At 62.8% G+C, this 13,338-nt stretch carries 16 protein-coding genes; 13 read left to right on the forward strand and 3 right to left on the reverse strand.

Annotation, left to right across the window (positions count from 1 at the left end; translation table 11 throughout):
- From JWQ61_RS11150 to fliE, 3 genes are all read right to left on the reverse strand, one after another.
- On the reverse strand, positions 1-932 hold a 932-nt coding region (locus tag JWQ61_RS11150), incomplete at its 3' end, for a FliC/FljB family flagellin (protein ID WP_304360593.1).
- 172 nt (positions 933-1,104) lie between these two features.
- Positions 1,105-1,785, reverse strand: coding sequence for a flagellar brake protein (locus tag JWQ61_RS11155; RefSeq protein ID WP_167351362.1), 681 nt, complete (start codon positions 1,783-1,785; stop codon positions 1,105-1,107).
- Between the two features lie 24 nt (positions 1,786-1,809).
- Positions 1,810-2,127 carry a flagellar hook-basal body complex protein FliE gene (gene fliE / locus JWQ61_RS11160; RefSeq protein WP_304360594.1) on the reverse strand — a complete coding sequence of 106 codons (318 nt, stop codon included), beginning with the start codon at positions 2,125-2,127 and terminating at the stop codon, positions 1,810-1,812.
- A 343-nt stretch (positions 2,128-2,470) separates the two neighbouring features.
- On the opposite strand from fliE, the gene fliF reads away from it, so the two are divergent.
- The 13 genes from fliF to JWQ61_RS11225 all read left to right on the forward strand — a co-directional run.
- Complete coding sequence (fliF, locus tag JWQ61_RS11165) at positions 2,471-4,201, forward strand: flagellar basal-body MS-ring/collar protein FliF (RefSeq protein WP_304360595.1); 1,731 nt, start codon at positions 2,471-2,473, stop codon at positions 4,199-4,201.
- Positions 4,194-5,192 (forward strand): flagellar motor switch protein FliG, encoded by a 999-nt coding sequence (fliG, locus tag JWQ61_RS11170; protein WP_304360596.1) that lies wholly within the window; start codon positions 4,194-4,196, stop codon positions 5,190-5,192. The genes fliF and fliG overlap by 8 nt, the downstream gene beginning before the upstream one ends.
- The gene (gene fliH, locus JWQ61_RS11175) at positions 5,185-5,907 is read left to right on the forward strand and encodes a flagellar assembly protein FliH (protein WP_304360597.1); all 723 of its coding nucleotides are present in this window, start codon (positions 5,185-5,187) and stop codon (positions 5,905-5,907) included. The genes fliG and fliH overlap by 8 nt, the downstream gene beginning before the upstream one ends.
- Positions 5,904-7,349, forward strand: coding sequence for a flagellar protein export ATPase FliI (gene fliI / locus JWQ61_RS11180; protein ID WP_304360598.1), 1,446 nt, complete (start codon positions 5,904-5,906; stop codon positions 7,347-7,349). The genes fliH and fliI overlap by 4 nt, the downstream gene beginning before the upstream one ends.
- An 84-nt stretch (positions 7,350-7,433) precedes the next feature.
- The gene (gene fliJ / locus JWQ61_RS11185) at positions 7,434-7,889 is read left to right on the forward strand and encodes a flagellar export protein FliJ (RefSeq protein ID WP_304360599.1); all 456 of its coding nucleotides are present in this window, start codon (positions 7,434-7,436) and stop codon (positions 7,887-7,889) included.
- A gap of 17 nt (positions 7,890-7,906) precedes the next feature.
- Positions 7,907-9,262, forward strand: coding sequence for a flagellar hook-length control protein FliK (locus JWQ61_RS11190; RefSeq protein ID WP_304360600.1), 1,356 nt, complete (start codon positions 7,907-7,909; stop codon positions 9,260-9,262).
- Between the two features lie 130 nt (positions 9,263-9,392).
- On the forward strand, positions 9,393-9,866 hold the full coding sequence (gene fliL / locus JWQ61_RS11195; protein ID WP_061542229.1) for a flagellar basal body-associated protein FliL: 474 nt from the start codon (positions 9,393-9,395) through the stop codon (positions 9,864-9,866).
- Between the two features lie 15 nt (positions 9,867-9,881).
- The gene (fliM, locus tag JWQ61_RS11200; RefSeq protein WP_014004944.1) at positions 9,882-10,883 is read left to right on the forward strand and encodes a flagellar motor switch protein FliM; all 1,002 of its coding nucleotides are present in this window, start codon (positions 9,882-9,884) and stop codon (positions 10,881-10,883) included.
- A complete protein-coding gene (fliN, locus tag JWQ61_RS11205) occupies positions 10,876-11,295 on the forward strand; it encodes a flagellar motor switch protein FliN (protein WP_304360601.1) in 420 nt (139 codons plus the stop codon). The genes fliM and fliN overlap by 8 nt, the downstream gene beginning before the upstream one ends.
- A complete protein-coding gene (gene fliO / locus JWQ61_RS11210; RefSeq protein WP_304360602.1) occupies positions 11,292-11,762 on the forward strand; it encodes a flagellar biosynthetic protein FliO in 471 nt (156 codons plus the stop codon). The genes fliN and fliO overlap by 4 nt, the downstream gene beginning before the upstream one ends.
- Before the next feature lie 59 nt (positions 11,763-11,821).
- The gene (gene fliP, locus JWQ61_RS11215) at positions 11,822-12,583 is read left to right on the forward strand and encodes a flagellar type III secretion system pore protein FliP (protein WP_304360603.1); all 762 of its coding nucleotides are present in this window, start codon (positions 11,822-11,824) and stop codon (positions 12,581-12,583) included.
- Positions 12,584-12,596: 13 nt separating this feature from the next.
- A complete protein-coding gene (gene fliQ, locus JWQ61_RS11220; RefSeq protein ID WP_304360604.1) occupies positions 12,597-12,866 on the forward strand; it encodes a flagellar biosynthesis protein FliQ in 270 nt (89 codons plus the stop codon).
- Positions 12,866-13,338, forward strand: a 473-nt coding sequence (locus JWQ61_RS11225; RefSeq protein ID WP_304360605.1) for a flagellar biosynthetic protein FliR, incomplete at its 3' end; no start/stop codon positions are given. The genes fliQ and JWQ61_RS11225, both read left to right, overlap by 1 nt.

A 13,338-nucleotide genomic window follows, 5' to 3' on the forward strand; every position in this document is an offset into this window, starting at 1 on the left:
GTGGTGCCCAGGTTAGCGATGGTCGAAGCAAAACGGTTCTGCACCGCGCCCAGCGAGCTGCGCAGGCTGTCGACTTGCGACAGGGCGCTGTCGATTGCTGTCAGCGGGCTGCCGCTGGCTGCCGTCAGCGCTTTCGACGAGTCGTACGTGACAGTCGCTGTCGGCGTAGCGGCAGTAGCGCCTTGGGTTGCATCGGCAACGGTCACGGTGGCGGCGTAGTAATTAGCGCCGTTCTTGACATAGCTGTTGCCGCGCGCATCTGTAAACAGATCCGTCAGAGCCGCAGTAAACGCTGTGCCGCTGGTGTCGCGGTTGACGGCGGTAAAGCCGGCGGCGACAACAGCAGTCGAGGCGCCGGTATTGTCCTTGCCGGTAGGAGTCATGGCCGTTGTCGCGCCTGTAGGGCCGGCCAGGTTCAGAGCGTTCAGCTTCAAGGAAGTCGAATCGATCTTTTGCAGGCCGATGCCGATAGTCTGGCCGTCATTCGCGCCAACCTGGATATTCAGGGTCTGGTTCGATGCCAGCACCTTGACGCCGTTGAAGTCGGTTTGCGAAGAAGTACGGTCGATTTCGTTCAGGCGTTGTGTAATTTCATCCTGGATCGATTGCAAATCGCTGGAAGAATTGGTGCCGCTGGCGGCTTGCACAGACAATTCACGGATACGCTGCAGGTTGTTGTTGACTTCAGTCAGCGCGCCTTCAGTGGTTTGCGCCAGCGAGATGCCGTCGTTGGCGTTGCGCGATGCCTGTGTCAGGCCGGTGATGTTGGCGGTGAAGCGATTCGCAATCGCCTGGCCCGCAGCGTCGTCCTTGGCGCTGTTGATGCGCATGCCGGAAGACAAGCGCTGGATGGCCGAGCTCAGCGAAGATGCCGATTTGGTGAGGTTGTTTTGCGCTACCAGCGAAAGAATATTGGTATTGATGACAGACATGGCATGACTCCTGTTGCTAAAGTTTATGGGTTCCGGCTAAGCCGCCGTAACGCTGGACTCGCTCCCGGGCAAACAACAACCGGGATAAGCAAGCCACCGTTATTCAGGTTATCGGCAGTTGCTTGGAAAACATTTAGGGCCTGCCGCAAAATAAAGCAGCGCCGCCGTCGACTCACGCGCTCAACAGACCGCCCAGGCTCTGGCGGGCCTGGTCGAGGTCGACGTAATAACAGCCGAAGTGGTTGATGACGCCATCCGGCCCCTGTACGCTGCGGCTGAACACCACCCTCAAGTCCACCAGCAGCCGGCCGGAGGAACGAAAATCCAGCACCGCCGCCGGCAGCACCGTGCCCACCGGCAGCGCCTGCAGCGATACATACGCCGAGCGCAAGCCGATGCCGCGCGCACTCAAATCATGGACATCGAGCACAAAATCGTTGCCGTCGCGCCGCTTGGCGCGCACTACGCAGGCTTCGACCGGCTGCACGCCGATGCGGATAAACTTCTGGTGCGGAAAATACGCAATGCAGGTCGGCAGCGCCGCCGCCAGCGCCGTCGGCCACGGACTGACGCTGTTGCGCGCGGCGCTGGTCACAAAACGCACCCCCGCTCCATCTAGTGCGCCGTCAAAGCACAGCAGGTCGCCCGGCAGGTAATGCGCGCCGCTGCCGTCGGCGTCGCCGGCGTGGATAAAAATGTCATGCGCCAGCGCCACCGCTACCAGACGCGTGGCGACGCTCTCGCCGCCGCCCAGCTGGCGCATGGTCATGCTGCTGTTCTGACGCTCCAGTTCGCGCAAAATACTTTCGATATCGGCCGCATCCTGCAACAGATAACTAGCGCCTTGTTCCAAACATGCTTGTTCCAAAACTGACTTTCAAGCAGGCATATTCATGATTTCCTGATAAGCGGCAACCACCCGGTTACGCACTTGCAATCCCATCTGGAAACCGACATTCGCCTTTTGCAAATCAATCATCACGTCGTTCAGCGACACGCCGGGCTTGCCCAGCTCGAATGCTTCAGCCTGGCCGGCCGCATGCTGCTGGCTGTTGCTGATGCGCTCCAGCGACTTTTTCATCTCGTCGGCGAAACCGCCGCCGGCGATGCCGCTACCTGCCGCGGCGCCGCTGCCGGCGATTTGCGCCGTCGCCGTCAATTGCTGTAATACCGATTCGATCGCCGATATCGCCATATTCCACCTCTTTTCCGTTTTTTTGAATTCTCGCCACCGTCCTGGAATCCGGCCCATGCGCTGCCCGTCCCTGCCGATAACGTTGCACTGCTGTCAGGCAGCGTAACAGCAATGATTTTTTTACATAGCGGCAAATGATGGGGAAAACCCCGGCTATTCAAGCGATCGAAATACGCGCCCGCCGTTGACAATCATTAGCGTCGACACAGGCCGTCCTCGATTGATCCGGCTTACCTTTGTTGACATCTGTTATCCCATTCTAAGGAAAGCTTGTGTCAGATACACAGAAGCGCATAGCGAGCACCAACAACGGTTACAGCCTGTGGTCATCCGGGGTGGCCGCATGAATGCTGCCGTAACCGGCGCCAACCTCGCCGGCGACAGGAAGCCGCCGCTGCTGGAGCAGCTGCGCGCCAATCCGAAGCTGCCGTTGATCATCGGCGCCTCGTTCGCGCTGGCCGCCATCGCCGCGTTCTGGCTGTGGAGTCGGGCGCCTGACTATCGCGTCCTGTACAGCAACCTGTCGGACCGCGACGGCGGCGCCATCATCGCCTCGCTGCAGCAGATGAACATCCCCTACAAGTTCGCCGACGGCGGCGGCGCGGTGCTGGTCGGCGCAGACCAGGTCCACGAAGCACGCCTGCGGCTGGCGTCGCAAGGCTTGCCCAAGGGCGGCTCGGTCGGTTTTGAGCTGATGGATAACCAGAAGTTCGGCGTCAGCCAGTTTGCCGAGCAGGTCAACTACCAGCGCGCGCTGGAAGGCGAGCTGGCGCGTTCGATAGAATCGATTTCGGCGGTAGAAGCGGCGCGGGTCCACCTGGCGCTGCCCAAACCTTCGCTGTTTGTGCGCGACCAGCAGAAACCCAGCGCCTCGGTGGTGCTCACCCTGCACCGCGGACGCTCCATCGACGACGGCCAGGTCAGCGCCATCGCCCATCTGGTGTCGAGCAGCGTGCCGGAACTGAACGCCAAGAACGTCACGATAGTCGACCAAAGCGGCAACCTGCTCTCCACGCCTGCCACCGGCAACCGCGGCCTGGATGCGAGCCAGCTCAAGTATGCGCAGGAAATCGAACAGAGTTATATCCGCCGCATCGAAGCCATCCTGCAGCCGATAGTCGGCGCCAGCAACGTACGTGCACAGGTCGCGGCAGACATCGATTTTTCGACAGTCGAACATACCGACGAAAAATACAGTCCCAACCAGGATCCGGCCAAGGCCGCCATCCGCAGCCAGCAGTCGAGCGACGCTAATCAGCAAGGAGCAAGCCCGCCGGGCGGCGTTCCGGGAGCCCTGTCGAACCAGCCGCCGATCAATCCGACCGCGCCTCTCAGCACTGCTCCTGCCAACCAGCCGGGAGCAGCCGCGGCGCAGGCAAATCCGGCCGTGGGGGCCGCTGGCGCAAATGCCGCCAACACCGTCGCCAGCAACACCGCGCGCAGCGGCGGCCCCAGCAGCGTGCGGCGCGACGTCACCACCAACTACGAAGTGGATCGTTCGATCAGCCACGTGCAGCAAGCCGCCGGCGCGGTCAAACGGCTGTCGGTCGCGGTGGTGGTGAATTACCGCGGCGCGGCCAATGCCCAGGGCAAGATAGCCGCGCAGGCGCTGCCGGCGGCCGAAATGGAACAGGTGAAAAACCTGGTCAAGCAAGCAATGGGTTATAGCGCCGACCGCGGCGATTCGCTGAATGTGGTGAACAGCCAGTTTGCCGGCGATGCGCCGGAGCCGGAACTGCCACTGTGGCGCCAGGCCGACAATATCGAGCTGGCCAAGAGCGTCGGCAAGTACCTGCTGCTGGCCATCGCCGCCCTGTGGCTCTGGTTCGGCCTGCTGCGGCCGCTGCTGCGCAAACACCTGCAAGGGCCGCAAGGCGCCGGATCGGCGGCAGCAGCGGCAACCGTCAAGGCTGCCGAAGAACAGTCGCCCGAGCAGGTCAAGCTGAGCGAAGAAGCAAGGCAGCGCCAGGCTGACCGCCATCAGGACAACCTGCAGCACGCACAGAGCCTGGCCGAGAAAGATCCGCGCCTGGTCGCCATGGTAATCAAGAACTGGATGGGCAACAATGAGTGACGACGGAACCAGAAAAAGCGCCATCCTGCTGATGTCGCTGGGCGAGGACGGCGCCGCCGCCGTCTTCCAGCACCTGAACCCGCAGGATGTGCAGAAGCTCGGCATGGCGATGTCCAAGCTGCGCCAGGTGACGCGCGAACAGATCACCGAGGTGATGGAAGAGTTCCGCCTTGAAACAGAGCAGTTCTCTGCGCTTAACCTGGATTCCAGCGGCTACATACGGGCCGTCCTCAACAAGGCGCTGGGCAGCGACCGCGCCGCCAGCCTGATCGAAGACATCCTCGAGTCCGGCAACAATTCCACCAACGGCATCGATACCCTGAACTGGCTGGAAGCCAATGAAGTAGCCGAGCTGATCCGCGACGAGCATCCGCAGATCATCGCCACCCTGCTGGTGCACCTGGACCGCAGCAAGGCGTCCGAGGTGCTGGAGCTGTTCACCGAACGCTTGCGGCACGACGTGATCCTGCGCGTCGCCACCTTCGGCGGCGTACAGCCGGCGGCGCTCAGCGAACTGACCGACGTACTGTCCGGCCTGCTGTCCGGCCAGGGCGTCAAACGCAGCCGCCTGGGCGGCGTCAGGGCGGCGGCGGAAATCCTCAACCTAATGAGCAGCACCCAGGAAGAAAGCGTGATCCAGCACGTGCGCGAGCACGACGGCGACCTGGCGCAGCGGATTATCGACGAAATGTTCCTGTTCGAGAATCTGCTGGAAATCGAAGACCGCGGCATCCAGCTGCTGCTCAAGGAAGTCGAATCGGAATCCCTTATCATCGCGCTCAAGGGAGCGGCGCCGGAACTGCGCGAGAAATTCCTGCGTAACATGTCGCAGCGCGCCGCCGAAATGCTGCGCGAAGACCTGGAAGTGCGCGGCCCGGTCAGGGTCTCGCAAGTCGAGAGCGAGCAGAAAAACATCCTGCAGATCGTCAGGCGCCTGGCGGACTCCGGCGAAATCGTGATCGGCGGCCAGGGCAACGATGCTTATGTCTGATGCTACTCAAGCTGATAGCCGCCAGCGCCAGCCAAAACCGCAGATGAGCGCCTGGCAGCGCTGGGAAATGGCAGACATGCAGCTGGCGGCTGACACTGATGCAGAAGCGCCGGCAGCGCCAGCAGCGCTCGCGGCCGAGCCGGCGCTGGCCGAGCTGGAACCGAAACTGCTGATCGACGAAACCGAATTACAGCGCCTGCGCCAACAAGCGCAAGAAGACGGCGCCAGCGAAGGCCTGCGGCAAGGCCACGCCGAAGGCTGGCAGGAAGGTTACCGCGCCGGGCTGGAAATCGCACAAAACGAAGCCCGCAGCCTGCACGCATTGAGCCTGGCCATGCCTGACGCCCTGCGCCAGGCGGAAAAAGAACTGGCCGACGATTTGCTGACGCTGGCGCTGGATATCGCGCAGCAGGTGGTGCGCCAGGCATTGGCGGTAGAACCGCAGCTGATCCTGGCCGCGGTGCGCGAGCTGCTGCAGACCGAACCGGCGCTGAGCGGTACGCCGCGCCTGTTATTGCATGCCGACGATATGGCGCTGGTGCAGCAGTACCTGGCGGAAGACCTGCAAGCCGCCGGCTGGCTGCTGCGCAGCGACCCTGCCGTCACGCGCGGCGGCTGCCGGGTGCAAGCCAGCAGCGGCGAGCTGGACGCTACCATGGAAACCCGCTGGCAGCGGGTGGCGGCTGCACTTGGCCGCAGCCAGGTTAATCCATGAGCGGCAGCCGCGACCTGGCCGGCGCCGAGCTGCCCGTCAATAACCGCCACCTGCAAGCCTGGCGCGTCACGCTTGGCAACGCCAGCATAGGTGTCGGCCGCAGCATCCCGATCCGCACCTACGGCCGCCTGACCCGGGCCGTCGGCCTGGTGCTGGAAGCGGTCGGCTTGCGGCTGCCGGTGGGCAGCGACTGCCTGATCGAACTGCCGCCGGGTTATGCGCAACGCACCACCGAAGCGGAAGTCGTCGGCTTTGCCGGCGACCGCCTGTTCCTGATGCCGCAAACCGAAGTCGCAGGCTTGCTGCCCGGGGCGCGCGTCTACCCGCTCGAAATCGCTTCCGCGGCCGGCAACGGCAGTCCGCCGGCCGAACCTGGCAGCAAGCGCCTGCCGGCCGGCGCCGGCATGCTGGGACGGGTGGTGGACGCCGCCGGACGGCCGCTGGACGGCCTCGGTCCTTTGGATTTCAGCCGCGAAGTGCCGCTCTCGGCGGCCCCCATCAACCCGCTGGCGCGCGCGCCTATCGACAGCGTGCTGGATGTTGGCGTGCGCGCCATCAACGCCTTGCTCACCGTCGGCCGCGGCCAGCGCATGGGCCTGTTTGCCGGTTCCGGCGTCGGCAAGAGCGTGCTGCTCGGCATGATGGCGCGCTACACCAGCGCCGAAGTGATCATCGTCGGCCTGATCGGCGAACGCGGCCGCGAAGTCAAGGATTTCATCGAAAACACCCTGGGCGTGGAAGGACTGGCGCGGGCGGTGGTGGTCGCCGCCCCGGCCGATACCTCGCCGCTGCTGCGCTTGCAGGGCGCCGCCTATGCCACCTCGCTGGCGGAATATTTCCGCGACCAGGGCAAGGATGTCTTGCTGATCATGGATTCGCTCACGCGTTACGCCATGGCCCAGCGCGAGATCGCGCTGGCGGTGGGCGAACCGCCGGCCACCAAAGGTTATCCGCCCTCGGTGTTCGCCAAGCTGCCGGCGCTGGTGGAACGCGCCGGCAACGGCGCCCGCGACGCCAGCGGCAAGGGCGGCGCGATCACCGCCTTCTATACCGTGCTGACCGAGGGCGACGATCAGCAGGATCCGATTGCAGACGCTGCCCGCGCGATCCTCGACGGCCACGTGGTGCTGTCGCGCAGCCTGGCCGAATCCGGCCACTACCCGGCCATCGACATCGAAGCCTCGATCAGCCGCGCCATGACTTCCCTGATCGAACCGGACCAGTTCGATGCGGTGCGGCGCTTCAAGCAGATGTTGTCGCGTTATCAGCGCAACCGCGACCTGATCAGCGTCGGCGCCTATGCCGCGGGGCATGACCTGCAACTGGACAAGGCGATTGCACTGTATCCGAAAATCGAAGCTTTTTTGCAGCAAGGAATGGCTGAACGCGCGGGCTACCTGGAAGCAGTCACGCAGCTGGAACAATTGTTTCAGGCGGATTAAACAGATCGCGTGGGCATGACCTCTATATTTTTCTTGAAAGCCGCCGTTAATATAAAGATAAGCCGCAAAGCCTGAGAGGAAATCATGTCAAACACGTTACCGCTCGCCATGTTGATTGAACTGGCCCAGAACAAGACCGATGAAGCCAGCCGCCGCCTGGGGCAGCTGCTGCGCGCCCAGATCGGCGCCGCCGAAAAGCTGGAGATGCTGATCCGCTACCGCCAGGAATACTACGACCAGCTGCAAAGCCAGATGCAGGACGGCCTGCCGTCTTCGCGCTGGCGCAATTTCCAGCATTTCATCGCCACGCTGGACAGCGCCATCGAGCAGCAACGCGCCGTCGCCAGCCAGGCCGATTCGCGGCTGGCGCATGGGCGCAGCGACTGGCAGCAGAACAAGCGCCGCCTGAGTTCCTTCGACACGCTGGCCGAGCGCGCCCGGCAGCAGCAGGCGCAACTGGTCAACAAACGCGAACAGCGCAGCAGCGACGAACACGCTGCCCGCCAGTTCCGGCAACGCATGCTCGCCGCGGCAGAATAATCAATCAAGGAATCGCCATGTCTTTACTTGTTTCATCCAGCACTGCTGCCCTGCAAGCCGCGCCGTCAGCCGGCAGTGCCGTCAATAATACGAATTCAAATCCAAATGCCCAGCAGGACGGCGCCGATAACTTTGGCAAGGTCCTGGACCGTTCACTGGCCAGCGCCGACAAGCCGGCTGAAAAGGCGGCAAGCAGCGCCAAGCCAGCCGACCGCGCAGCGCCGCGGCGCCAGGCGAGCAGCGACAAGGAGCAGGATCCAGGCGCCGTACCGGCTCTGGCTTTCCTGGTCTTGCCGCAGGCTGGCGTGAAAGCTATTGAGGCCAATCCGCAATCCGGCAGCGATGGCCCGCCACCATCGGCGGCAGCGGGCCAGCTCAACGCGGCAATTGCCGCCGCTGGCGGCAAACCTGCTGTCGCAGCTGCATCAACCGTAGCCGCAGAGACTCCTGATGCGGACATTGCCCCGGCTGGAACGACCCTGCCTGCCCCGGCTCAGCTAGCGACGCAAACCGGCCCCGCTGACGCTGCGCCATCCAGGCCAAACGCCGCGGCGCGCAAGGAAAGCGTCAGCGGCGAATACGCCAATGTGACGCAAAATGCGCAGCAGCTGGCCAGCCAGGTTGGGACAGCCAGCAACGCCGGCCAGCAAGCAACACAAGATGATGCCCACGCAAACAAGCACGACCAGCTGGAAAAACCAGAACGGCAGGACAGCCTGGCCGCGGTCAAGACCACGGCCGGACCAGCAGGCGTCAGCGCCAATACGAATGGCAATGAGATCGGCACGACCAAGGCAGCCGCCGGCAGCCAGCCGGACCTCGCCGTCACGACGCAGGCGAATCCGGCGGTAGCGCACAATCTGGTCGCGGCAACCACAGCCGCAGCCAGCCCGCCGCCGGCTGCCGTCAAGCTGGCGCTGTTGCCGGCGATCGGCAGCGACGGCTGGGGGGCGGCGCTTGGCAAGCAAGTCGTCTGGATGGGCAATACCAACAACCAGAGCGCGGAGCTGCACCTCAACCCGCCCGACCTGGGGCCGCTGAAAGTCACGTTGACCATCAGCGACAACCAGGCGCAAGCCATGTTTGTTTCCGCCCACCAGTCGGTGCGCACGGCGCTGGAAGCCGCCCTGCCGCAGCTGCGCAACAGCCTGGCCGAAAGCGGCATCAGCCTGGGCAACACATCGGTCAGCGCCGATGCCCAGCAACCGCAGCAACAGCAGCAAGGGGCATTTACCCAGCACCAGGGCAGCCACAGGGGATCGGGCAGCCAGTTCCAGGCCGGTCCAACGGTCAGCGAACTGAATGCAAAAGCGGAGCGCAACGCTGCCGCCGCCGGCAGGAACGGCAACGGCAAGGTGGATATTTTTGCCTGACAGAAAAAAAAATAGAAGTTCCGGGCGCAACAAATGCAGGATCTGAAGCGCTTTCTCCCTTTATATCAGCAGATGGTTCGAGGCCTTTTTGGCAAAGAATGGACGCTGGAATCTGATGCAGGAAAAACCCATGGCAACCATCACCAACGAAGCAGTGGCAGCACCTAAAAAAAGCAAGCTTGGACTGATCCTGATCGTGCTCACCGCCGCCCTGGCCGCGGCCGGAGCTGCTTATTATTTCACCATCATGCAGCCAGCCAGCAAGAGCGTCGCCGCGCCGGTCCCGGAAACGCCGATCTTTGTCGCCCTCGATCCGTTTACCGTCAACCTGCAGGCGGACGACCGCGATCGTTTCCTGCATATCGGCCTGACCTTGAAAGTGGCGGACGCCAAAAGCCAGGCCCAGATCGTCGAGTACCTGCCGGAGACGCGCAGCCGCATCCTCAGCCTGTTGTCGAACCGCGATCCGAATTCACTGATCACCGCCGACGACAAGAGCAAGCTCGCCGCCGAAATCCTCAAGGCATTGAACAAACCCCTGGCCAGCAGCCAGCCGCCGCAGCACATCATCAATGTGTTGTTTACCGCCTTCGTGGTGCAGTAAAACCGAGACCCAGCTATGGCTTATGAACAGCTACTGTCTCAGGACGAAGTAGATGCACTGCTGCAAGGCGTCACCGGCGAGACCGATGCCGCCGCGGCGCCGGCTCCGAATCCGGAAGGCGTGCAGGCCTACAATCTCGGCACCCAGGAACGTATCGTGCGCGGCCGCATGCATACGCTGGAAATCATCAACGAGCGTTTTGCGCGCCAGCTGCGCAGTTCCCTGTTCAATTTCATGCGCCGCAGCGCTGACATTTCGGTAGGCGCGGTGCATGTCCAGAAGTACAGCGAATTCATCCGCCACCTGCCGGTGCCAGCCAACATCAACCTGCTGCACATGAAACCGTTGCGCGGCACGGCGCTGTTCGTGTTCGATCCGAACCTGGTGTTCCTGGTGGTCGACAACCTGTTCGGCGGCGACGGTCGTTTCCACATGCGGGTCGAGGGTCGCGATTTCACCCAGACCGAACAGCGCATCATCACTCGCCTGCTGAACCTGGCGCTGGACAGTTACGGCAGCGCCTGGAATCCGATCTATCCGCTCGAATTCGAATACGTGCGGGCGGAGATGCACACCAAGTTCGCCAATATCGCTACGCCCAACGAAGTGGTGGTGAACACCACTTTCCACATCGAGTTCGGTCCCATCGGCGGCGCCCTGCATATCTGCATCCCGTATTCGATGATAGAGCCGATACGCGACCTGCTGTCCAACCCGGTGCAGGACGAGGTCGAAGTCGACAAGCGCTGGGTCAAGCAGCTGTCGCAGCAGGTGCAAAGCGCCGATGTGCAGCTGAAGGTCGATTTCATGAACATCCCGTCGACCATAGGCCAGCTCCTGAAACTGAAAGTCGGCGACGTCCTGCCGATAGAAATGCCGGAAACAATCGTGGCCAAGGTCGATGGCGTGCCGGTGATGGAATGCGGCTACGGCACCTCCAACGGCCGTTATGCGCTGCGGGTAGAAAAAATGATCAATCACCGCGAAGGTGATTTAAAAGGGAATGAACATGAGTGACGAAAACAAGCCGGACCCAAACGCCGAAGCCGCTGACGACTGGGCCAGCGCGCTCGCTGCCCAGACCGCCGCATCGCAGCCGGCGCCGGAACCGGCGCCCGCCGCCAAGGTGTTCCAGCCGCTCAGCGGCGACACCGCCGAAGTCGCCAAGACCGATATCGACATGATCCTCGACATCCCGGTGCAGATGACCGCCGAGCTGGGGCGCACCAGGATCACCATCAAGAACCTGCTGCAGCTGGCGCAAGGTTCGGTAGTCGAACTGGACGGCCTGGCCGGCGAACCGATGGATGTGCTGATCAACGGCTACCTGATCGCCCAGGGCGAGGTGGTGGTCGTCAACGACAAGTTCGGCATCCGGCTGACAGACATCATCACGCCGTCCGAACGCATACACAAGCTGAACCGATGAAATTCCCGGCCATGGTGCGGCGCGCACTGCTGCTGTTGGCATGCGTAGCCTTGCCCGCCTCTGCCATGATCGCCGCGCCTGCCGCAACCGCTGTGCCGGCCACGCCGTCATGGGGCGCGGCCGGGCTGTTGCAGGCGGCTTCCGGCCTGGCGGTGGTGCTTGCGCTGATTTTTCTTTGCGCCTGGGCGGCGCGCAGGCTGGGACTGCAAAAGCACAACAGCGGCCGCCTGGTCAAGGTGGTCGCCAGCACCGCCATCGGCCAGCGCGAACGGGTGGTGGTAGTCGAAATCGGCGGCACCTGGCTGACGCTGGGAGTGACTCCCGGACGGATTCAATCGTTGCACGCCATGCCTGCGCAGGAAATGCCGGAAGACCCCAAGCTGCCGATCAGGCAAGGCGCTATCGCTGCCGGCAATGCCGCCAATGCCTTTGCGCAAAAACTGCGAGAGTCGCTAGGCCGCAAATAGGCCCGTCTCAATATCGCACCCAGCCGCACACCATTTACCCATTAGAACCGATTGGCAGAATGCGTCCTCTCTCCTTCTTCGCGCAACACCGCAAACTGCTGACAGCGCTATTGCTGACACTGCTGCCTGCCCTCGCCGCCGCCCAGGCGCTGCCCGGCATCACCAGCACCACCGGCCCCGGCGGCAGCCAGACCTGGTCGCTCAGCGTCCAGACCATGCTGCTGCTGACTTCGCTCTCGTTCCTGCCGGCACTGCTGCTGGCGATGACCAGCTTCACCCGCATCATCATCGTGCTCGGTTTGCTGCGCACCGCGATCGGCGCCCAGAGTTCGCCGCCTAACCAGATCCTGGTCGGGCTGGCGCTGTTCCTGACCTTCTTCGTCATGTCGCCGGTATTCGACAAAGCCTACAGCGACGCCTACAAACCATTTTCAGACAACAAGATCAGCGCTGAACAGGCGCTGGAGCGCGGCATCCAGCCGTTCAAGCAGTTCATGCTGAAACAGACCCGCGAAGGCGACCTGGCGCTGTTTGCCAGGCTGGCCCAGGCGCCGCAGATGCAAGGGCCGGAAGAAGTGCCGCTGCGGATACTGGTGCCGGCGTTTGTCATCAGCGAACTGAAGACGGCGTTCCAGATCGGTTTCACCATCTTTATCCCGTTCCTGATCGTCGACCTGGTGGTGGCCAGCGTCCTGATGTCGATGGGGATGATGATGGTCCCGCCGGCCACCATTTCGCTGCCGTTCAAGCTGATGCTGTTCGTCCTGGTCGACGGCTGGCAATTGCTGATCGGCGCCCTGGCCCAAAGTTTCTATACCTGAGGTCCCGCAAAAAATGACTCCCGAATCGGTAATGACGCTCGGCTACCAGGCCATGAAAATGACGCTCCTGCTGGGCGCGCCGCTGCTGCTGGTGGCCCTGGTCAGCGGTTTGATCATCAGCCTGTTCCAGGCCGCCACTCAGATCAATGAAATGACCTTGTCGTTCATTCCCAAGCTGCTGGCGGTATGCGCCACCATGGTCATCGCCGGGCCGTGGATGCTGAACTCTATCCTGGACTACATGCGCCAGCTGTTTTCCAGCATTCCGCAGCTGGTTGGCTGATGTCGCCGGTCCTGTCGGTCACGTCCGCGCAACTGAGCGCCTGGATAGTAGCGTTTGTGTGGCCCTTCGTCAGGATGCTGGCCCTGATCAGCGCAGCTCCCATCTTCGGTGAAAAAAACGTGGCGCGCCAGGTCAAGGTCGGCCTGGCCGCATTGCTGGCGATCGCCATCGCCCCTACCCTGGGCGCCATGCCGGCGGTGCCGCTGGTCTCGGCCGGCGGCGTCTGGATCCTGATCCAGCAAGTGCTGATCGGTTCCGCCATGGGGTTTTCGATACGGCTAGTGTTTGCCGCGGTACAAGCTGCCGGCGACTATGCCGGCCTGCAGATGGGATTGTCGTTCGCTTCCTTTTTCGATCCCAGCAGCGGCGGCAACACCATGGTGCTGGCCAGCCTGCTGAACATGCTGGCGATGCTGATCTTCCTGGCGGTGGACGGCCACCTGATGGTGATCAGCACTCTGGTCGAAAGCTT

It is taken from the genome of Collimonas fungivorans (assembly GCF_028292705.1).
GTDB lineage: Bacteria > Pseudomonadota > Gammaproteobacteria > Burkholderiales > Burkholderiaceae_D > Collimonas > Collimonas fungivorans_B.